This window comes from Streptosporangium sp. NPDC049046 (assembly GCF_040649155.1).
Lineage (GTDB): Bacteria > Actinomycetota > Actinomycetes > Streptosporangiales > Streptosporangiaceae > Streptosporangium.
Genome location: NZ_JBEZEZ010000010.1, coordinates 1 through 20,756 on the forward strand (window position 1 = coordinate 1; position 20,756 = coordinate 20,756).

Annotated in this window: 19 protein-coding genes; 8 read left to right on the top strand and 11 right to left on the bottom strand. The window is 70.2% G+C overall.

All coding sequences use genetic code 11. The features are described from left to right. Positions 1–230: 230 nt before the first annotated feature. Genes AB0B96_RS15830 through AB0B96_RS15840 form a run of 3 tightly spaced genes read right to left on the bottom strand, consistent with a single transcriptional unit; the run spans position 231 to position 1,996 of the window. Positions 231–1,316 carry a Zn-dependent alcohol dehydrogenase gene (locus AB0B96_RS15830; protein WP_350950258.1) on the bottom strand — a complete coding sequence of 362 codons (1,086 nt, stop codon included), beginning with the start codon at positions 1,314–1,316 and terminating at the stop codon, positions 231–233. 11 nt (positions 1,317–1,327) lie between these two features. Continuing rightward, the gene (locus AB0B96_RS15835; RefSeq protein WP_350950257.1) at positions 1,328–1,522 is read right to left on the bottom strand and encodes a ferredoxin; all 195 of its coding nucleotides are present in this window, start codon (positions 1,520–1,522) and stop codon (positions 1,328–1,330) included. A 9-nt stretch (positions 1,523–1,531) separates the two neighbouring features. Continuing rightward, on the bottom strand, positions 1,532–1,996 hold the full coding sequence (locus AB0B96_RS15840; protein WP_350950256.1) for a pyridoxamine 5'-phosphate oxidase family protein: 465 nt from the start codon (positions 1,994–1,996) through the stop codon (positions 1,532–1,534). A gap of 76 nt (positions 1,997–2,072) precedes the next feature. Between AB0B96_RS15840 and AB0B96_RS15845 the strand changes: the two genes are divergently transcribed. Then, entirely contained in the window at positions 2,073–2,720 is a 648-nt protein-coding gene (locus tag AB0B96_RS15845) for a class I SAM-dependent methyltransferase (RefSeq protein WP_350950255.1), read from the top strand. On the opposite strand, the gene AB0B96_RS15850 is transcribed toward AB0B96_RS15845, so the two are convergent. The 5 genes from AB0B96_RS15850 to AB0B96_RS15870 all read right to left on the bottom strand — a co-directional run bounded on the left by AB0B96_RS15850 (position 2,656) and on the right by AB0B96_RS15870 (position 8,832). Next, entirely contained in the window at positions 2,656–3,648 is a 993-nt protein-coding gene (locus AB0B96_RS15850; protein WP_362899214.1) for an enediyne biosynthesis protein UnbU, read from the bottom strand. The two genes, AB0B96_RS15845 and AB0B96_RS15850, sit on opposite strands and share 65 nt — an antisense overlap. After that, positions 3,645–5,660 (bottom strand): CRTAC1 family protein, encoded by a 2,016-nt coding sequence (locus AB0B96_RS15855; protein ID WP_362899216.1) that lies wholly within the window; start codon positions 5,658–5,660, stop codon positions 3,645–3,647. Before AB0B96_RS15855 ends, AB0B96_RS15850 begins: the two co-directional genes overlap by 4 nt. A 77-nt stretch (positions 5,661–5,737) precedes the next feature. Continuing rightward, entirely contained in the window at positions 5,738–6,778 is a 1,041-nt protein-coding gene (locus AB0B96_RS15860; protein ID WP_362899659.1) for a prenyltransferase, read from the bottom strand. A gap of 29 nt (positions 6,779–6,807) precedes the next feature. Further along, a complete protein-coding gene (locus AB0B96_RS15865) occupies positions 6,808–7,521 on the bottom strand; it encodes a methyltransferase domain-containing protein (protein WP_350950251.1) in 714 nt (237 codons plus the stop codon). 66 nt (positions 7,522–7,587) lie between these two features. Continuing rightward, complete coding sequence (locus AB0B96_RS15870; RefSeq protein WP_362899219.1) at positions 7,588–8,832, bottom strand: glycosyltransferase family 4 protein; 1,245 nt, start codon at positions 8,830–8,832, stop codon at positions 7,588–7,590. Positions 8,833–9,128: 296 nt separating this feature from the next. On the opposite strand from AB0B96_RS15870, the gene AB0B96_RS15875 reads away from it, so the two are divergent. Together AB0B96_RS15875 and AB0B96_RS15880 are read left to right on the top strand one after the other, a co-directional pair. Continuing rightward, positions 9,129–10,157 (top strand): GDP-mannose 4,6-dehydratase, encoded by a 1,029-nt coding sequence (locus tag AB0B96_RS15875; RefSeq protein ID WP_350950249.1) that lies wholly within the window; start codon positions 9,129–9,131, stop codon positions 10,155–10,157. A gap of 191 nt (positions 10,158–10,348) precedes the next feature. Next, positions 10,349–11,530 carry a macrolide family glycosyltransferase gene (locus tag AB0B96_RS15880; RefSeq protein WP_362899221.1) on the top strand — a complete coding sequence of 394 codons (1,182 nt, stop codon included), beginning with the start codon at positions 10,349–10,351 and terminating at the stop codon, positions 11,528–11,530. An 80-nt stretch (positions 11,531–11,610) separates the two neighbouring features. Here AB0B96_RS15880 and AB0B96_RS15885 read toward each other — a convergent pair whose 3' ends face one another. From AB0B96_RS15885 to AB0B96_RS15895, 3 genes are all read right to left on the bottom strand, one after another. Then, a complete protein-coding gene (locus tag AB0B96_RS15885; protein WP_350950247.1) occupies positions 11,611–12,051 on the bottom strand; it encodes a DNA-binding protein in 441 nt (146 codons plus the stop codon). 375 nt (positions 12,052–12,426) lie between these two features. After that, positions 12,427–13,632 carry a cytochrome P450 gene (locus tag AB0B96_RS15890; protein WP_362899224.1) on the bottom strand — a complete coding sequence of 402 codons (1,206 nt, stop codon included), beginning with the start codon at positions 13,630–13,632 and terminating at the stop codon, positions 12,427–12,429. 268 nt (positions 13,633–13,900) lie between these two features. Continuing rightward, positions 13,901–16,201 (bottom strand): glycoside hydrolase family 95 protein, encoded by a 2,301-nt coding sequence (locus AB0B96_RS15895; RefSeq protein WP_362899226.1) that lies wholly within the window; start codon positions 16,199–16,201, stop codon positions 13,901–13,903. Between the two features lie 159 nt (positions 16,202–16,360). Between AB0B96_RS15895 and AB0B96_RS15900 the strand changes: the two genes are divergently transcribed. From AB0B96_RS15900 to AB0B96_RS15920, 5 genes are all read left to right on the top strand, one after another. Continuing rightward, positions 16,361–17,206: a fumarylacetoacetate hydrolase family protein gene (locus AB0B96_RS15900; protein WP_362899228.1), complete on the top strand. Its 846-nt coding sequence runs from the start codon at positions 16,361–16,363 to the stop codon at positions 17,204–17,206. Positions 17,207–17,233: 27 nt separating this feature from the next. Beyond that, a complete protein-coding gene (locus AB0B96_RS15905) occupies positions 17,234–17,980 on the top strand; it encodes an SDR family oxidoreductase (protein WP_362899230.1) in 747 nt (248 codons plus the stop codon). A 42-nt stretch (positions 17,981–18,022) separates the two neighbouring features. After that, positions 18,023–18,958, top strand: a complete 936-nt coding sequence (locus AB0B96_RS15910; protein ID WP_362899232.1) for an aldo/keto reductase — start codon at positions 18,023–18,025, stop codon at positions 18,956–18,958. 118 nt (positions 18,959–19,076) lie between these two features. After that, complete coding sequence (locus AB0B96_RS15915) at positions 19,077–19,430, top strand: YciI family protein (RefSeq protein WP_350950241.1); 354 nt, start codon at positions 19,077–19,079, stop codon at positions 19,428–19,430. A gap of 8 nt (positions 19,431–19,438) precedes the next feature. Then, entirely contained in the window at positions 19,439–20,656 is a 1,218-nt protein-coding gene (locus AB0B96_RS15920; RefSeq protein WP_362899235.1) for an RNA polymerase sigma factor, read from the top strand. Positions 20,657–20,756 lie beyond the last annotated feature (100 nt).

A 20,756-nucleotide genomic window follows, 5' to 3' on the forward strand; every position in this document is an offset into this window, starting at 1 on the left:
ACCTCTGGTGTCGCTCCGGCTCCGTCGTTCGACGACGGGTTGAACGTCCAGCGCGTGCTGGCCGCGGTCGAACGCAGCGCCGACGACCAGAGCCGGATGACGGCGATCGAGGAGGTGTGACGAAGCCCACCACCCACCGGGTGCACACCCGGTGAGCGGGCCCCGTCACCCGCGTGGCGGGCGCGCGAACCGAGTTCGCACGCCCGCCACGCGGCCGACGACGACGGCTCTCAGTCCAGGACGACGATCTGGCGCAGGACCTCACCGCCTCTGAGCGCCGCCACGGCGTCGTTCAGGTCGGCCAGCTTGATACGGGAGCTGATCATGCTCTCCAGGTCGAGCTTGCCCGCCTTGTAGAGCCCGGCGAAGAACGGGAAGTCGCGCCGGACGTCCGAGCCGCCGTACAGCGAGCTGAGAATGTTCTTGCCCTCGAACAATAGGTTGAAGGCGCTCAGCGGGACGTTGTCGTCCATCGCGCCCGCGCCCACCACGATCGTGTCACCACCCCGGCGGGTCGCCTGCCACGCCGTCATGATGGCGGCGGACTTGCCGACGGCCTCGAAACCGTAGTCGAACCCGGCCCCGCCGGTGAGCGTGCCGACCGCGTCCATGAGCTGGTCGGGGGTGATGGCGTGGGTCGCGCCGACCTTCTTGGCGAGGGCGTGCTTGGACTCCAGGGGGTCGATCGCGAGGATCGTGGTGGCGCCGGAGATACGGGCGCCCTGGATCACCGACAGGCCGATACCGCCCGCGCCGACCACGGCGACGGTCGAGCCCGCCCTCACCTTGGCCGTGTTCAGCGCCGCGCCGACGCCGGTGGTGATCCCGCAGCCGATGAGGGCCGCGGCCTCGAACGGTACGTCGGAATCGACCTTGATCGCCCCCTGCCAGGGTACGACGATCTCCTCGGACCAGGTGCCGCACCCGGCCATGCCGAACGCCGGGGTGTCGCCGCCGTAGCGGAAACGGGCGTTGACGAAGCTGTCCATCACGTACGTCATGCACAGGAAAGGCTGGTTCACCAGGCAGTTCGCGCAGCTGCCGCAGGCCGGGGTCCAGTTGACGATGACGTGGTCGCCGGGTTGTACCGAGGTCACGTGGTCACCGACCTCGACGACCTCTCCCGCCCCCTCGTGGCCGGGGACGACCGGCAACGGCATGGGCAGCACGCCGCTGATCACCGACAGGTCCGAGTGGCAGACGCCGGTGGCCCTGATCTTGACACGGACATCCGTCGGGCCCATCGGCGCGAGGGTGAGATCGTCGCGGATGTCGAGCTTGTCGTCGCCGACGGCATGTAGAAGCGCACCACGCATGGGGGGTCCTCCTAGTTCTCCTCAAGGGAGAGTGCGGCTTTGGGGCAGGACCGGACCGCGTGCCGGACGCGGTCCAGCATCTCCGGCGGCGGCTCAGGCAGCAGCACGTGCAGCTGGTCGTCGTCGTCGAGCTCGAAGACCTCCGGGGCGAGTCCCGTGCAGATCGCATTGGCCTCGCAGACCAGATAGTCGACTTTGATTTTCATATGGGCCTCCTAACCGGGAATGGCGAGCTTACGGTGATCCCAGGAGATCACTCGACTCGGCTCGACCACGAAGGCGACCCTTTTACGGCCGGTGTGGGCCACGTACTCGGTGAGTGACTCCTCCGCGTCGGGCATCCCGGCCATCCGTCTGGTCACGTCCATGCCGATGCCGAGGACGCCGTCGAGGTCGTCGATCCTGCGCGCCACGCCGTAGACGAGGACACCGCGCAGGTCGGAGTATTCGTCTCCGGCCTCGATCAGGCAGCTCACCCGGGCGTCGCGCTGGATGTTGAGCGTCTTCTGCGCCTTGCCGTAGGTCCAGAACGAGATCCTGCCCTCGGTCAGCCCGTAGAACATGGTCACCATGTGCGGTGTTCCGTCGGGGTTGATCGTGCCGAGTTGCAGCTTCCGAGACTCGGCGATGAAGGCCGTCACCTCGTCGTCGGTCATCACGATGCGGGCGCGCTGGTTCACGGTGCAAAGTAGAACACGTTCCACAAGGTCGGGCAAGGGGAGTCGGAATGTTGTTCGGTCTCGGTAGTCTGCTGCGATGAGCATCGCCACCATGCCGGCCGACCTGCTGTACGTCGCCCAGCGCGCCAAGGGTTTCATGCCACCCGAGGAAGGAATCGCGCTGTTCGAGACCGCCGCCGAGTACGGCCCACGGGGCCCGATCTGCGAGATCGGCAGTTACTGCGGGAAGTCCGCCGTCTACCTCGGGGCGGGGGCGCGGCAGGCGGGGTCCGTCGTCTTCACCGTGGACCACCACCGGGGCTCCGAGGAGATCCAGCCGGGCTGGGCCCACCACGACCCCACGCTGATGGACCTCCGCTTCGGCAAGATGGACTCGCTGCCCACCTTCCGCACCACCATCGCCTCCGCGGGGCTGGAGGACGAGGTCGTCGCGATCGTCGGCAGCTCCGAGCGCGTCGCCGCGCTGTGGAACACACCGCTCGCGATGCTCTTCATCGACGGCGGCCACTCCGAGGATCCGGTGACCAAGGACTACGAGGGGTGGGCCCCGCACGTCATGCCGGGCGGCGCCCTGGTCTTTCACGACATCTACCCGGACCCGGCCCAGGGCGGGCAGGCTCCGTACCGCGTCCACCAGCGGGCCCTCGCCTCCGGCGCGTTCAAGGAGGTCCGGCAGGAGGGCTCGCTGCGGGTGCTCGAACGGGTCGGATCCGGCATCGGCTGACGGAAAGCGTCGCGTGGAGGTGTGCCGCGAGCGTGCGGCGGAGGTGGGGCGGAAGCGCCGCGTGCAGACCCCGGCCCGCGCCGACGATCACCAGGGCGAAGAACAGCCCGAAGACGACAGAAAGGTGGACCAGCAGCCCGTAGACCGTCGCCGTGGCGAGACCGAACACGACCTGCTCACGCGGCCTGGCGGGGGAGGTGCCCGGTTCGACGATCACGTATCCGGCGTAGAGGGCGAAGGCCGTCCCGGTCATCGGCAGCAGCGCGCTCACCGTCGACACCTCGGTCAGCGCGCCCCTGACGAGCGCCTGCAGGGCGAACCCGCCCGTCCAGCCCATGAGCAGCGGCAGCCTCCCCGCGAGCCTGGCGTTCATCACCGTGCCCCAGACGAGTACGGTGAGCGGCACGATCAGGTCGAACGGCCCCGAGACCCACGCGGTGAACTGGTACGCCGGAGCGAGGCCGACCCATGGGAACAGCAGCAGCACGGCGACGATCCCGAAGGCAGCCGGGTTCAGGAACGGGCTCCCCGCCGCGTCCTCGGCCCTTCGCCCCTGCTCCAAGGTCTCCGGTGCTTTCATGCGGAAGACGTACGTGCCGCCAACGCCGATGAGGACGGCGAGCGCGATCGGCATCAGGTGTCCGTTGCCGTACAGCAGCATCGCGCAGAGCAGGCCGCACACGTAGGACGGCAGGAGGAAGCCGGCGACCCGGGCGCGGGACACCCCGAGATAGCGGGGCCGGCGTCGCCGCGACCACGCCTCCACGGTCTCCAGCGCGAGTTCGGCGGTCACGCCGGTGAGCACGCCGACCACCGGTGCCAGGCAGGACTGTTCGAACCCGAGCACGGTGTGTCCGAGCACGGTGATCAGGGTGAGGGACCCCGCCAGCCGCCGGAACGCCGTCTCTCGCCTCCGGTCGGCGTTCATGGCCGCCGGATCTCCGAGGCACGGTCGCCGGCGAGCAGGATTTGATGCCAGCCGGGCTCCAGGGACACCGACGCGGTACGCGTGCCGCCGCAGGCGTTTCTCCAAGAGATCTCGACGGGGGCGGTGGGGGTCGGCAGGTCGTCGCCCAGGCCGAAGAGCAGTTCGGGTGCGGAGACGCCGTTGTGGCCGTTGGCGGGGTAGAGCTGCCTGCTCCGCGTGATCCCGCCGGGCAGGCGCACCGCGGCGACGGCACCGATGGCGGGCCGCGTCGGTCCGGGGTGGGCCGCTCCGGCCGCGCCGCAGGCACCGGCGGGGAGGCGGAGCCGCAGGCCCACGAACGGGGCCGTCGGCCCGTGGTTGCTGTAGAGCACCGACGCGGACCACTGGTTGGCGACCGCGAAGTCCAGCCGCCCGTCGTCGTCGACGTCGCCCACGGCGAAGGCCCGGCTGACCGCACCCCCGCCGTCCCCGCCGTCCCCGCCGTCCTCGCTGTCCCTGTCCCCGCCGGCGCCGGCGCCGGCGACCCCGGCTCGCCGCGCCACGTCCACGTAGCGGCCGTCCGGCCCCCTGGTGAAGAAGGTGTTGGTCTCGCGACCCGACAGGTCGTCGCCGACCTTCAGATCCGGCCACAGCGAGGGACGGGAGAGGAACAGGTCGTTGGCCGCCTCCGCCTCCCGCAGCCGCGCCCACCGGTCGGCCTCACCCCTGACGAACCCGGTCGCGTGCATGATCTCGTCGATGCCGTCGTTGTCGAAATCCGCGGCCTTGACGTCCCAGGACCAGCCGCTGCGGCTCAGCCCCAGTTCCTCGCCGAGGTCGTCGTACGGCGCGTGACCCTCGTGCAGCCCTCCTCGCCGTGACACGAAGGCGAAGTCGCCCTCGCGCGGCGCGGGGTCCCCGCTGAGGTTGCTCACCAGGATGTCCGGCCTGCCGTCGGCGTTGAGGTCGGTGAAGGCGACCCCCATCCCCCTGAACGAGTCGCGGCCGAGGACCCGCGAGGAGGGAGTCGCCAGATGCCGGGTGCCGCTCGCCTCGGTGAACCGGACCCTGCCGGGCGCCGACTCGTTGACCAGCAGGTGGTCGGGGCCGAAGTCGTTGGCCACGTACAGTTCGGGCCGTCCGTCGCTGTCCAGGTCCTGGGTGCCCAGCGCGAGGGTCCAGCCCCGGCCCTCACCCGCGACCTCGTCGAACACCCCCTTCTCCTCGGTGAACAGCGCGGGTCCCGTCGCCCGGTAGAGCCGGTCGCCGCCCCCGTTGGCCGCGGCGGACGGCGAGTCGGGCATCACGGCGTCGCCGCTGTCGCCGCTGTCGCCGCTGTCGTCACGGTCGTCGTGGTCGCCGCTGTCGCCGTGGTCGCCGCCCAGCACCCTGACCCCGTCGGGGAAGTAGTTGCCGAAGACGAGGTCGAGGCGGCCGTCCCCGTCGAAGTCTCCGGCCGTGGCGGCGCTGGTGTTCCAGATCTCCGGCTCGGCGGTGAGCGAACGGTGACGGAAGGCCGCACCGGACGGGGGCTCGCCGGGGACGCGCAGGAACAGGGAGGGGGAGCGGCCCCAGTAGTAGACGACCAGGTCCTCCCAGCCGTCCTGGTCGAGATCGGCGGGCAGGCACCCGGTCGGCGCCTCGTACCGTCTGCGCTCCGGGGGGACCAGTGTGAACGGCCGGTAGCGGCGCGGGGTCCCCGGCGCGGGCCTGACGGTCACCGTGTCGCGGCGGGGATCGACCAGGCACAGGTCGTCGGCGACGACCTCGCCGTCCACGTCGAACAGGGCCACCCCGGCGCCCAGCGACGACGCCGGGCTCCCGAGGCGCGCGTACCCCGGCGCGACCGGCCGCAGGAGACGGTCACCGGCCCGCGAGGGAGGGTTCAGCGGTCTCGCGTGGAAGGAGAAGGCGGCGGACGCCTCCACGGCCGAGGTGTCCGGCAGGGCGGTCAGCCTCCACCCGGCGGTCGCGGACACCAGGACGAGGAATCCCGCCGCGCATCTGCGAACCCCACCGCCCCTCCGAGTCACGGACCCGAACGTAGTGAGCCGCATTCAGCCCTTCAAGCACCGCGTTTCTGGTTCCGTGCAAAGAAACCGCCGGAGGTTCAGCTCCTGGAGCGGGCGTGGCTGCAGCCGCACGCGGCGGTGGGACGGTCGGTCACGTACCCGCCCGCGTCGCGGAAGATGCCCGAGGCGGGGGTGTGCCCGTCCAGCGCGTCGGCGGCGAGCACGACCGCGGCCGCGGTGTAGGCCGAGCGCTCGTGCGGAAAGTGCTTGCCGTTCACGAACTGCCAGCCGGTCCAGTACGAACCGTCCTCGTGCCGCAGGTGCTGCATGTCGGAGAAGAGCCGCAGCGCCCGTCCCCGGTCGCCCAGGGCGTCGAGGGCGAGCACCAGCTCGCACGTCTCCGCGCCGGTCACCCACGGCTGGTCGGAGACGCAGCGGATGCCGAGCCCCGCCTCCACGAACGTGTCCCACTCCTCGGCGAGCCGTGTCTCCGCGGCCTGGCCGCGCACCGCGCCGCCCAGGATCGGGTAGTACCAGTCCATCGAGAAGCGGCTCTTGTCGGCGAACGCCTCGGGGTGGGCGGCCAGCACGTGGCCGAGCTGGTCGGCGGCGAGCTCCCAGTCGGGCTGCGGGTCACCCAGGTGCTCGCCGAGCAGCACACCGCAGCGCAGAGCCTGGTGGATGGAGGCGCAACCGGTCAGCAGGGCGTACGCGGCGGGCCTGCCGTCGGCCGCGCGCTCCCAGACGATCTCACCCCGGGTGGTCTGCAGGCCGACCACGAAGTCCAGCGCCGTCCGGACGACCGGCCACATCCGCCGGGCGAAGTCCTCGTCCCCGGTCACCAGGAGTTCGTGCCAGACGCCGACCGCGACGTAGGCGGCGTGGTTGGACTCCCCGCCCTGCTCGACGGCCTCGCCGCCGACGAGTTTCATCGGCCAGGAACCGTCGGCCCGCTGGGTGCGGACGAGCCAGTCGTACCCGTGGCGTACCGGGCCGGTCAGCCCCGCCACGCTCATCGCCATCAGGCACTCGATGTGGTTCCAGGCGTCCACGTGTCCCTCGGGCCACGGGACGCCGCCGTCGGCCTCCTGCACCGCCGCGATGCTCCGGGCGGTGAGGACGACCTCTTCCCACTCCATGCAGCCGCTCACTGCCCCTCCTTCGGAGGTCACGCGGGCTTGCGGACGTAGAGCACCACGCTCTTGCCGATGAGCGGGTTGAGTACGGCCTCGGCGATCCTGGTGGCGGCGGGGCGCTTCATGATGTCCCAGACCAGCAGCTCGTGGTACGCCTTGGCGAGCGGGTGGTCGTCGTTGTCGACGCCGACCGCGCACTTGATCCACCAGTAGGGCGCGTGCAGGCCGTGGGCGTGGTGGTGCGGGCCGATGACGAAGCCCGTCGACTTGAGCTTCGCGCTCAGCTCGGCGAGCGTGTAGATGCGGACGTGCCCGCCGGGAGCGGTGTGGTACGCCTCGTCGAGTGCCCAGCAGATGCGTTCGGGCAGGAAGCTCGGCACGGTGACGGCCGCCTGGCCGCCCGGCTTGAGCACCCGGAAGATCTCGCGCATCGCGGCCATGTCGTCGGGGATGTGCTCCAGCACCTCCGCGGCGATCACCCGGTCGAAGCCGCCGTCCTCGAACGGCATGTCGAGCGCGTCGCCGGTCACGGTCTCCGCCGTCGCGCCCGGTGGCACCTCCCCGGCCTTGTCCATCGCGGAGAACATGCTCGCCACGCCCTCCAGCTCCCTGGCGTCCATGTCGAAGGCCACCACGTCGGCGCCGCGCCGCAGCACTTCGAAGGCGTGCCGTCCGCCGCCACAGCCCAGGTCCAGGACTCGGGTCCCCGGACCCACGGGCAACCGGTCGAAGTCGACAGTCAGCACTCGCCGCTCCTTGTGAGAGGTGGTCGTTTCAGGGTGTCGCTCACTTCGGTCGTCTCAGGGGGTCGTTCACTTCGCCCGGCGGGCCTGGATGGCCTCGTGGTAGGCCTCCACGGTCCGCTGGGCGACGACGTTCCAGGTGAAGCGCTCCATGACCCGGTCGTAGCCCTTCTTGCCGACCGCGGCACGCTCCTCGGGGGAGTCGTGCAGGCGGCGCAGCACCGCGGCGAGCTCCTCGGGGTCGCCGGGGGCCACCTGTACGGCGGCGTCGCCGACGACCTCGGGCAGCGCCCCGGTGCGGCTCGCGACGAGCGGGGTGCCGCAGGCCATGTGCTCGACGGCGGGCAGCGAGAAGCCCTCGTAGAGGGAGGGGACGACCGAGATCTCCGAGGTGGCGATGAGCTCGCCCAGTTCGGCGTCGGAGATGCCGTGCACGAACCTGACCCGGTCGTGCAGCGCCAGCTCGCCGACGAGCTTCTCGGTCGGGCCGCCGGGGGTGGGTTTGCTCACCACGGTCAGGTTGACGTCGCGTTCGGTGGCGAGCTTCGCCACGGCCCTCAGCAGCGTCGCGACGCCCTTCATCGGGGAGTCGGCGCTGGCGACCGCGACGATGGACCCGGGCCGCTTGGGAAGCTCCGGGCGCGGGTGGAAGTAGCGGGTGTCGACGCCCAGCGGGATGAGCCGCATGTTCTTCTGCGGCACGTTGAAGTCACGGTGGATGTCGGCGAGGGACGACTCGCTCACGGTGAGGATCGGGCTGAGCCGGGGCGCGACCTTGGCCTGCATCCGCACGAAGCCGTACCAGCGCCGCATCGGGAGCTTCTTGCGCAGTGTCGCGGCCTTGATCTCGATGCGCCGGTCCACGCTGATCGGGTGGTGGATGGTGCCGACCACGGGGAACAGCTTCTGGATGCCGAGCACGCCGTAGCCGAGGGTCTGGTTGTCCTGCACGACGTCGAAGTCGCCGACGCGCTTCTTCAGCTCGCGGTACGCCCGCATGCTGAAGGTGAGCGGCTCGGGGAACCCGGCGGTCCACATGGTGCCGACTTCGAGCAGGTCGATCCAGTCGCGGTACTCACTCAGCCCGGGGGTGCGAAAGGGGTCCTCGTCGCGGTACAGGTCAAGGCTGGGGATCTTGGTGAGGACGACGCCCTCGTCGAGCTCCGGGTAGGGCTGGCCGGAGAAGACCTCCACGCTGTGCCCGAGGGCGACCAGCTCGCGACTGAGATGGCGCAGGTAGACGCCCTGCCCACCGCAGGTCGGTTTGCTGCGGTACGACAGCAGTGCGACCCGCAGTGATTCAGCACCCGGCACGGCAACCCCCTTCTCAACCTGTCCGAAAAGGGGACAGGTACCGTGAAAGATGACCTTTGTCCTCGGACCCTACCATTCACGAGCCCTGTTGTACCTGATGTGGAATTGTCCCTAGATCGCGCTTCACTGCGTGCGAACTGGGAAGTTAGCCTTATCGAGCGTGATTCGGTGTAACGCGTTCTAGGTGAGTTGTGTCTCAGGGTGATGGTGCCTGCCGGATGCTCTGCGGGTACATTCGCCATCAAACGGCACAAGAACCGGCATAGGTTGCCGCCCCCGCAAGCGAGGAGGACGCGTTGGCCAGGCGCGCGCTGATCACCGGTATCACCGGGCAGGACGGTTCCTATCTGGCCGAGTGCCTGCTCGGTCAGGGCTACGAGGTCTCCGGTCTCGTCCGCGGGCAGGCCAACCCCCGAGTTCCACGTTTCCGCAAGCTCCTGCAGGACGTCCAGCTCGTCCGAGGCGACCTGCTCGACCAGGGTTCGCTGATCTCCGCCGTCGAGAAGGTCCAGCCCGACGAGGTCTACAACCTGGGCGCGATCTCGTTCGTCCCCATGTCGTGGGAGCAGGCCGAGCTCACCGCCGAGGTGACCGGCATGGGTGTGCTGCGCATGCTTGAGGCGATCCGGGTCTGCTCGGGCATCTCCTCCTCGCGTACGGCGGCGGGATCGGGTCAGATCCGCTTCTACCAGGCGTCCTCCTCGGAGATGTTCGGCCAGGTCCGCGAGACCCCGCAGACCGAGATCACCCCCTTCCACCCCCGCTCGCCGTACGGTGTGGCCAAGGCGTACGGGCACTTCCTGACGCAGAACTACCGCGAGTCGTACGGCATGTACGCGGTGTCGGGGATCCTGTTCAACCACGAGTCCCCGCGCAGGGGGGCCGAGTTCGTCACCAGGAAGGTGTCGCTCGGTGTGGCCAGGATCAAGCTCGGCCTCGCCTCCGAGCTGCGCCTGGGCAACATGGAGGCGCGCCGCGACTGGGGATTCGCCGGCGACTACGTCCGCGCGATGCACCTGATGCTCCAGGCGGACACGCCGGAGGACTACGTGATCGGCACCGGTCGCACCCAGACCGTCCGCGACCTCGTGGAGGCGGCCTTCACCGCCGCCGGGCTCGACTGGGAGCGGTACGTCGTCACCGACCAGACCCTGCACCGCCCGGCCGAGGTCGACCTGCTGTGCGCGGACCCGAAGAAGGCCCGCGTCCAGCTCGGCTGGGAGCCCACGGTCGGCTTCGAGGAGCTCGTGGCGATGATGGTCGAGTCGGACGTGAAGCTGCTCTCCGAGGGCGGCGACCCCGACCAGGACTCCTCCTGGCCCTGAGCCGGTCCGGGTATTCAGTAGACGAGTCGTAGCGTCTCGTCTTGACAGTGTGCGCGGCAGGGGGAATGCTGTGCCATAAGCGAGACGAGACGTCTCGTCACTCACGCGACTCCGTCGGACCCTCGCCAGAGGTCTCGACGGACCCCCGAGGGCATCCCGACAGAATTCCGAATTCCGACAGAGGAGAAACCATGCCCCGACGCGCGCACATCGCGATGGTCAGCATCCCCGCGCCGGGCCACGTGAACCCGAGCATCGAAGTGATCAGGGAGCTGGTGGCGCGAGGGCACCGGGTGACCTACGCCAACGACCCCTCCTACGCGGACGTGATCACCGGCGCCGGGGCCGAACTCGTCCCGTACACCTCGACCCTGCCCATGGGAGACAGCGCCAAGTGGCCGGAGGACACGGTCGCGCAGCTCGACGTCTTCCTCGGCGACGCGATCTCGATGCTGCCGCAGCTCCGCGCCGCGTACGAGAACGACCGGCCCGACCTGTTCCTCTACGACATCGGCGGCTACACCGCCCGGGTGCTCGCGGAGAACTGGGACATCCCCCTGATGCAGCTCTCGCCGACGTACGTGGCCTGGGAGGGCTACCGGGAGGAGATGGCGCCGATGGTCGAGGAGCTGAAGAAGGCTCCCGGCGGGGCCGAGCACTACCGGCGGTTCGACGAGTGGCTGCACGACAACGGCATCCGCGACACCGACTCCCACGACTTCGGAGGCCGTCCGCCACGGGCGCTCGCGCTCATCCCGAAGATCATGCAGCCCAACGCCGACCGGGTCGACCCCGCCAGGATCACCTTCACCGGGCCCTGCTTCGCCACCCGCACCCACCAGGAGCCCTGGGTCCGGCCCGAGGGTGCGGAGAAGGTGCTGCTCGTCTCCCTGGGGTCGGCCTTCACCAACCTGCCGGACTTCTACCGCTCCTGCCTGGCCGCCTTCGGGGACCTGCCCGGCTGGCACGTCGTCCTGCAGGTCGGGAGGTTCGTGGACCGGGCGGAACTCGGCGCGATCCCCGCCAACGTCGAGGTGCACTCCTGGGTCTCGCAGCTCTCGATCCTGGAGCGGGCCGACGCGTTCGTCACCCACGCGGGCATGGGCGGCAGCCAGGAGGGCCTGTACTGCGGCGTCCCGATGATCGCCGTCCCGCAGGCCGTCGACCAGTTCGGCAACGCCGACAGGCTCGTGGAACTCGGGGTCGGCCGCAGGATCGACACCGAGGACGCCACCCCGGAGGCGTTGCGCGCCGCCCTGCTCGACCTCACCTCCGACCCTGAGGTGGCGGCTCGGCTGGCGAAGCTCAGGGACGAGGTCCGGGGTGAGGGCGGCACTGTCCGCGCGGCCGACCTGATCGAGGAACTGCTTTGACCTCCTCCCCGGCCTGAAGGGCCGGGGATTCTCCCGTCGCGTCGCGGCTGAGCGGTGCGTGGGGGTTGACGCGTAGCCCCTCAGGCCGGCGGTGCGGCGGTGCGGCCCGCCAGGCGTTCGTGGCGTTGCTTGGCCGCCTGGGGGGTGGCGAGGCCGAGGCCGAACGCGATCTCCTGCCAGGTGAGGCCGCGGCCCCGCGCCATGAGGAGGAGCGCGGCCTCAAGCTCGTCCATCTCCGCGCGGGCCCTGGGCAGAAGGGTGAGGGCGGCGGTGATGTCGGCGTGATCCACCTCCGGCTCACCCTCCTCGGGGTGGGCGCTGCCGCTCAGCAGGAACGTCACGAGCCTGACGGCCTCGTGGGCTCCGAGCACCGTGGGGTGGACCTGCCGGAGGCGCTGGGACTCGTCGGTCGCGTGGCGCTCGGCGATGCGCGAGAGGGAGGCGTACTCGCGGTGCGTCCGGGTCAGGGCGGGGTCGGGAGCGGTGAAGGGGTCGGATGATCCGTCGTGATGAGCGGGCATGCGACCAGGATGATCCAAAGCACAATCTATTGTCAACAATCTAAGTTCAACAGAATGTTTAAATGATGGGTGTGGTGCCACCCCGGCGACCCGTCGACCGGGGCGGGGAGGCGTAGGGGGAGACACGGGAGACGCGGGAGACACGGACGAGGGCCGCGAGGTCCATCGAGGGCCATGGGAAAACACGGGAGGACGCGGGGGGACTCGATGGGACGCGGGGAGATTCGCCCGGTTTCTTTAGTGGCGCCACAGTGGCGCCACCGCGAGCCGGATGCTCCGACGGCACCACCGTGAGCCGCCGGGGTGAGCCGGATTCTCCGGTGCCTCCGACATGGGAGGGCGGCCCTCCCATGTCGTGTCCGGTGTCGCCCGACCTCAGCCGACGGTGACCGGCAGGTCCTTGATGCCGTTGATGAAGTTGGACCGCAGGCGGCGGGCCTCGCCCGCCTGCTCCAGGTTGGGCAGCCGCTCGGCCAGCACCTCGAACAGGACCCGCAGCTCCAGCTTGGCGAGGTGGTTGCCCAGGCAGAAGTGCGCGCCGCCGCCGCCGAAGCCGATGTGCGGGTTGGGGTCGCGGCCGATGTCGAAGACGCCGGGGTCGGCGAACACCTCCTCGTCCCGGTTGGCGGAGCTGTAGAAGATCACGACCTTGTCGTCCTCCTTCACCTCCTGCCCGCCGATCGTCGTGTCGGCGGTGGCCGTACGGCGGAAGAGGTTCACCGGGGCGACCCAGCGGACGATCTCGTCGGCGGCGGTGCGGGCGAGAGAGCGGTCGGCGACGAGGCGCCGCCACTGCTCGGGGTTCTCGAAGAAGGCGAGCATGCCGCCCGAGGCGGCGTTACGGGTGGTCTCGTTGCCCGCCACCACGAGCAGCAGCACGAACAGGTCGAACTCCTCCTCGGTGAGGGTCTCCCCGGCGGCGTCGGGCATGATCAGCTTGGTGACGATGTCCTCGCGGGGCTGGGCGCGCCGCTCGGCGGCGAGGGTGTTGGCGTAGGCGTAGACCTCCATCGCCGCGTTCGTGCCCTCTTCGGGATCGGCCGCGTAGTCGGGGTCCTCGGCCCCGATCATCTGGTTGGACCAGTTGAAGATCTTGTCGCGATCCTCGACGGGGGCGCCGAGCAGCTCGCAGATCACGTACAGCGGGAGCGGGGCGGCGATGTCCCTGACGAAGTCGACCGAGCCGCGCCCCTTCGCCTCGTCCACCAACTCGTGGCAGATGTCGCGGATGTGCCCCTCCAGGGCGTTCATCATGCGCGGGGTGAAGCCCCGGTTGACCAGGGAGCGCCGCCGGGTGTGCTCCGGCGGGTCCTGGTTGAGCATCATCAGCCGCTGGAGGGCCCTCTGGTCCTCGGGGATCTCGTTGAAGAGCGCGAGCTTCCTGCTCGACGAGAACAGGTCGGAGCGGCGGGATACCTGCACCACGTCGGCGTGCTTGGTGACCGCCCAGAAGCCCGGCCATCCCCGCTCGGCGTCGCCTGGGTGCGCGTAGACCGGCGCGTTCGCCCGCAGCCAGGCCAGCTGTTCGTAGGGTGCGCCGTTCTGCCAGTAGAAGTCCTGGTCGACCAGATCGATATCCAATGGTCCTCCTGCGAACCGGTCGGCGTTTTCGTGACACGGTTCATATCGGCGCGATTTTGGGGGTGCGGTCAGCGGCGTACCCTCACGCGTTCGCCGAAAATCCATCGCGAACGTGGCGATCGCGGGACTTTTTGCTGCTCCCGCCTTCCGCTCCGGGCACGCCGAGTTACCGAGTGCCTGAGCGGGCGCTCGGCGATTCTTCTTTCTGGAACGTGTTCTATTACGGTAAGGGGGTCTCGTCAAGTCGGAGCCCGCACGGCGGCCGCGATCAGGGGACGGCGAGCTTGACGATCGTGTAGGACCCGCCGGCTTCGGCGTCGATGGTGATGACGTCACCGTCGCGACGCGGGGTGACGATCCCGCCGCGCTCGTCCTCGACGTGGTGTCGGCCACCGACCATGGCGGCGCGGACCCTGAGGGGGCCCGACGTCCCGGCGTGCACGGTGACCCTGTCGGCGTCGCCGTCCCGCCACGAGACGTCCACGGTCACGTCGCCCCGGGCGCGCAGGCCGGTCACCGAACCGGTGGGCCAGGCGGACGGCAGCGCGGGCAGCACGTGGACCGTGCCGTGTCCGCTCTGCAGCAGCATCTCGGCCATGCCGGAGGTGGCGCCGAAGTTGCCGTCGATCTGGAACGGCGGGTGGGTGTCCCACAGGTTGTCCAGAGTGGAGCCGCCGAGCTGTTCGACGAGCATCCTGTGCGCGCGGTCACCGTCCAGCAGGCGGGCCCAAAAGTTGATCTTCCACGCCTTGCTCCAGCCGGTGCCGCCGTCGCCCCGCGCGGTGAGCGAGATCCTGGCCGCCTCGGCCTCCGGGGTGCCGGCGACGATCTGCCGTCCGGGGTGCAGCGCGAACAGGTGGGAGACGTGCCGGTGGGTGTCGCCCGGGTCGTCGAGGTCCTTCTTCCACTCCTGGAGCTGTCCCCGGCACCCGATGCGGATCCCCGGGTCGAGCGTGGCCAGCGCGGCCGTCACCTCGGCCTGGAAGGCCGTGTCGGTCCTCAGCGTCTTCGCCGCCTCCAGGGTGTCGGTCAGCAGTTGGAAGACGATCTGCTGGGACATCGAGGCGCCCGCCGTGAAGTCGCCGTGCTCGGGGGAGTAGCCAGGGGAGACCACCAGCCCACCGTCGCGCGGGTCGGTGTGGAGGGTGTCCAGCCAGAACTCGGCCGCGCCCTTCATCACCGGGTACGCGGTCTCGCGCAGATACTCGATGTCGCCGCTGAAACGGTAGCGGTCGTACATCCGCAGGGTGAGCCACGCCGCCGCCTCGGGGAACCAGAACGCGGTGGCCCAGTCGTGCACGCCGGTGAAGCCGAACGGGTTGGTCTCGTTGTGCACCACCCAGCCGCGCGCCCCGAACATCTCCCGCGCGGTCCTCTCACCGGGAGCGACCAGCGACCGGATGTAGCGGTCGTACGGCTCGGTCGTCTCGGCGAGGTTGGTCTGCTCGGCGAGCCAGTAGTTCATCTGCAGGTTGATGTTGACGTGGTAGTCGGCCGCCCAGGGAGGATCGATGGAATCGTTCCACACGCCCTGCAGGTTCGCCGGGAGCGACCCCTCCCTGGAGGAGGCGATCAGCAGGTAGCGGCCGTAGGCGAAGAACATCGTCTCCAGCGCCCGGTCGTCGGCCGAGGCGCCGCCGGTGTAGGCCGCGCGCAGCCTGTCGGTCGGGACGGCCGGGGTCCTCTGCCCGAGGTCGAGCCCGACCCGGTCGAACAGCCTGCGGTGGTCGGCCCGGTGCTCGGCCCTGAGCTCCTCGTACGACCTGCGGGAGGCCCCGTCGACCGCCTCGGTCACCGTGGCGTGCGGGTCCGCGGTCCGGTAGGCCGGGTAGACGTCGGAGTAGTCGGTGCCCGCAGACAGGACGAACACCGCGCTGTCCGCGCCCGTGACGGTGATCTCGTCGGTGCCGTCGGTGCGGGTGCCGCCCCGGGCGATCACCTGGACCTGCGCCTCGAACATCATGCCGTTGTCGGCGAGGACGCCCCTCACGGTGAGGCGGCCCTCGGAGACCGAGACCTGCCCGTCGTCGCGGGGAGAGGAGGTGCGCAGCGTGAAGGAGACCTCGCCGCCCCTGTCGGCGGAGAGCCTGCCGACGACGACGTTTCCCGGGTGGCTGGCGAAGTACTCGCGGGAGTGGGTCACCCCGTTCGCGGTGTAACCGACCCTGGCGACCGCCTCGCGCAGGTCCAGCTCCCTGCGGTAACCGGTGACGGCGCCCTCGGGGAACTCGGGGCCGTCGTGCATGTCCAGCCAGAGGTCCCCGAAAGCCTGGTAGGCACCGAATCCGCTCCTGGGTTGCCCGAGCCTCGCCGCCACCGCCTCGGGGGACATCGCGCCGTCGCGGTCGATCCGCGCCCTGATCTCGGCGATCGCGTCCGGCCTCGGGGAGGTCCAGTTGCCGAAGTCGTAGCCGTTCGCTCCGGGGCCGCCGGTCCACAGCGACTTCTCGTTGAACTGGATCCGCTCGCCGCCGACGCCGCCGAACACCGTGGCACCCAGCGCGCCGTTGCCGATCGGTAACGCCTGGGTTTCCCAGTCGGCGGCCGGTCTGTCGTACCAGAGCGTCAAGTCATCGGGTGTATCCGAGCGTGTCACGTTCAACCCTTCCGGCCGCGGTTCCCTCTCGATGGTGGAGGAGATGTTTCGATCGGTGAGGGTTGACACCGAGGTTTGGTGTCGTTAAACATCACGGAACAAGACATCCGATGTATCAGTGAAGGGTACGGCGTGAAGCTACTGCGAGTGGGACCCGTGGGCCAGGAGCGCCCGGCCGTCCTGGACGAGGCCGGTAACCTCCGTGCAATCTCGGAAACCGAGATCGACGGGGCTTTCTTCGCTTCGGGAGGCGTGGCTCGGGTCCGCGAGGCACTGGAGCGGGACGATCTTCCCGTGCTGGACGCCGAAGGACTGCGGATCGGCGCCCCGATCGCGCGGCCCGGGAAGATCGTGTGCATCGGCCTCAACTACATCGACCACGCGACGGAGACGAACGCCGCCACCCCGGCCGAGCCGATCGTCTTCATGAAGGCGCCCAACACGATCGTCGGGCCCGACGACGAGGTGCTCATCCCCAGGGACAGCGTGAAGACCGACTGGGAGGTCGAGCTGGCCGTCGTCATCGGCGAGACGGCCCGCTACGTCGAGACACACGAGGAGGCGCTGTCCAAGGTCGCGGGCTACACCATCTCCAACGACGTCTCCGAGCGCGAGTTCCAGCTGGAGCGCGGCGGCCAGTGGGACAAGGGCAAGTCCTGCGAGACCTTCAACCCGCTCGGTCCCTGGCTGGTCACCCCCGACGAGATCCCCGACCCGCAGGCCCTTGGCCTGCGCCTGTGGGTGGACGGGGAGCGGTTCCAGAACGGCGACACCAAGAACATGATCTTCACCGTGGCGGAGGTGATCCGCTACCTCAGCCGGTTCATGGTCCTCGAACCCGGTGACCTGATCAACACCGGCACCCCGGCGGGTGTCGCGCTCGGCCTGCCCGGCACGCCGTACCTGCGCGCGGGGCAGGTCGTGGAGCTGGAGATCGACGGACTCGGGCGCCAGCGGCAGACCATGGGACAGGCGTGAGCGACGAAACGGTACGGAGGTCTCTCAATGGGTGAGTTCGACGGCATGCGCGCCCTGGTCACCGGCGGCGGATCCGGCATCGGGCTGGCCACCGCCACCCTGCTGGCCGAACGCGGGGCGAGGGTGGCCTCCCTCGACATCAACGCCTCCGGTGGCCCGTTCGTCGAGGTGAGGGCCGACGTCACCGACGAGGAGGCGGTCCGTGCGGCCGTCGCCGAGGCCGTCGAGCGGCTCGGTGGCCTGGACATCCTGGTGAACAACGCCGGGATCGGCGCCGCAGGGACGATCGAGGACAACCCCTACGAGGAGTGGGCCAGGGTGATGGACGTTAACGTCCTGGGCATCGTCCGGGTCACCCGGGCGAGCCTGCCGCACCTGCGCCGCTCGGAGCACGCCGTGATCGTCAACACCTGCTCGATCGCGGCGACGGCGGGACTGCCCCAGCGGGCGCTCTACAGCGCGTCCAAGGGGGCGATCCAGTCGTTGACGCTGGCGATGGCGGCCGACCACGTGCGCGAGGGCATCCGGGTCAACTGCGTCAACCCGGGCACCGCCGACACCCCCTGGGTGCAGCGCCTGCTGGACGCGGCGCAGGACCCGGAGGCCGAGCGGGCGGCGCTGGAGGCCCGCCAGCCGATGGGCCGCCTGGTGAGCGCCCCGGAGGTCGCCGCCGCGATCGCCTACCTCGCGAGCCCGCTCGCCTCGGCCACCACCGGCACGATCCTGGCCGTGGACGGCGGGATGCAGGGGCTCAGGCTCCGGCCGAAGTCGTGACAGGGATTCCGGCGGGATCGCAGAAACGGAACGGAGCAGGCGGTGCGGGTTAGCAGGTACGGCTTCGGCGCGGCGCCGATCGGGAACCTGTTCTCGGCGGTCGGTGAGGACGTGGCGCGCGCGGCGGTGGACGCGGCCTACGAGGCGGGGGTCCGCCTGTTCGACACCGCGCCCCACTACGGGCTCGGCCTGTCGGAACGACGACTCGGCGCCGCCCTGGCGGAAAGGCCCCGCGACTCCTACACCCTGTCCACCAAGGTCGGACGTCTGCTCGTGCCCGCCGCCGGCGAAGGCCCCTTCGGCCGGGACGACCAGGGCTTCGACGTCCCCGCGGACATGCGCCGGGTGTGGGACTTCTCCCGCGACGGGATCCTGCGGTCGCTGGAGGAGAGCCTGGAGCGGCTCGGCCTCGACGCGGTCGACATCGCCCTGATCCACGACCCGGACGACCACTGGGAGCAGGCCGTCTCCGAGGCGTACCCGGTCCTCGCCGAACTGCGCGACCAGGGCGTCGTGAAGTCCGTCGGGGTCGGCATGAACCAGACGGGGATGCTCGCCGCGTTCGTCCGCGAGACCGGCGTCGACACGGTCATGCTCGCCGGGCGCTACACCCTCCTTGACCGGTCGGGGGAGGAGGAGTTGCTGCCCCTGTGCGCCGAGCGCGGCGTCTCGGTGCTCGCCGCCGGGGTCTTCAACAGCGGACTGCTCGCCACCCACGACCCGTCGGGCACCTACGACTACGCCCCCGCCTCCGGACCGCTCCTGGAGCGCGCCCGCCGCATCGCCGCCGTCTGCGAACGCCACGACGTCACCCTCCCCCAGGCGGCCCTCGCCTTCCCCCTGCGCCACCCGGCCGTCGCGAGCGTCGTGATCGGCGCCCGCTCCGCCGCCGAGGTCGTCCGCAACGCGGAACTGGCCGCCAGACCTGTCCCGGAAGCCCTCTGGACCGACCTCACCGCCGAGGGCCTCATCTCCTGAGCCGCCCGGTCTCCGTTGAATTTCGCGGGACCGTCGCGCCCGGTGTCGATTTCGTCGGACGCCGTTCGTGTGAAGGGTAGGAAGGCGGCGATGGTGCCGCACCGGCCCAGGAGGCGCGATGAAACAGTATCTGCTCAGCATCTATCAGCCCGACGGAGGCGTTCCCGCGCCCGAGGTGCTGGAACCGATCGTAAGAAACCTGGGCGCACTGGAAGAGGAGATGCGGGCCGCCGGCGTGTGGGTCTTCTCCGGTGGACTGCACCCCCCGGACACGGCGACCGTGATCCGCGTCAAGGACGGTGACACGCTCATGACCGACGGCCCGTACACCGAGGGCAAGGAACACCTCGGCGGGTTCACCGTCATCAGGGCGCCGGACCTCGACGAGGCGCTCGAATGGGGACGCAGGCTCGCCCTGGCGATCGGCCTTCTCCCCGTCGAGGTGCGGCCGTTCCAGGGTGAGGCGGGCTGACGTCCAGGATGGAGGGCGTTCCCGCCTCGGAGATCGACCGGGTGTTCCGCGCGGAGTACGGGCGCGCGGTCGCGGTCCTGGTCCGCCTCCTCGGTGACATCGACCTCGCCGAGGAGGCGGTCCAGGACGCCTTCACCGTGGCGGTACGGCTGTGGCCCTCCACCGGCCTGCCGCCGAACCCGGCGGGGTGGATCATCACGACCGCCCGCAACAGGGCGATCGACCGGTTCCGGCGGGAGGCGACCCGCCAGGACCGCCATGCCCAGGCGGCCCTGCTGTACGCCGGTGACGAGTCATGGGAGGAGGGCGCGGTGCGCGACGACCGGCTCCGCCTGATCTTCACCTGCTGTCATCCCGCGCTCTCGGCCAACGCCAGGGTCGCGCTGACGCTGAGGCTGCTGGGCGGGCTCACCACCGCCGAGATCGCCCGGTCCTTCCTGGTCCCCGAGGCGACCATGGCCCAGCGGATCGTCCGGGCGAAGAACAAGATCCGCGCCGCGGGGATCCCGTACCGGGTCCCGGCCGAGGCCGATCTCCCGGACCGGCTCAGGTCCGTCCTGGCCGTGATCTACCTCATCTTCAACGAGGGGCACACGGCGAGCTCGGGCGAGCGGCTGGTCCGCGACGAGCTCTGCGCGGAGGCCGTCCGGCTGGGAAGGCTTCTGGCCGAGCTCATGCCCGACGAACCCGAGGTCATGGGGCTGCTCGGGCTCATGCTGCTCGTCGAGTCCCGCCGGGCCGCCCGCACCACGCCGGACGGCGACCTGGTGCTGCTGGCGGACCAGGACCGGAGCCGATGGGATCGCGACCTGATCACCGAGGGCCAGGCCATCGTGCGCCGCTGCCTGCGGCGCGACCGGCCGGGCCCCTACCAGATCCAGGCCGCGATCAACGCCGTGCACAGCGACGCGCCGAACGCGGCCCTCACCGACTGGTGGCAGATCCTGGCGCTGTACGACCGGCTCCTGGCCCTCGTCCCCAACCCGGTCGTGGCACTCAACCGCGCCGTCGCGGTGGCCGAGGTCGACGGGCCGCAGGCGGCGCTCACCCTGGTCGAGGACCTCGACCTCGATGACTACCACCTGTTCCACGCCGTCCGCGCCGACCTGCTCAGGCGTCTGGGCCGCACCACCGAGGCGGCGCGGGCCTACGAGGCGGCGATCGCCCTCACCCACAACGAGGCCGAGCGCGATTTCCTGCGGCGCAACCGCGAGGCACTCGCCTGAGTCCGGCGCCTGTTCGTGCTCGTGCTTGTCCGGGTCGGGCGTTTGTCGTGCTTCGCCTGCTCTGCCGGTCCCGGTCGACCTGTACCGGTGCGGATGGGGA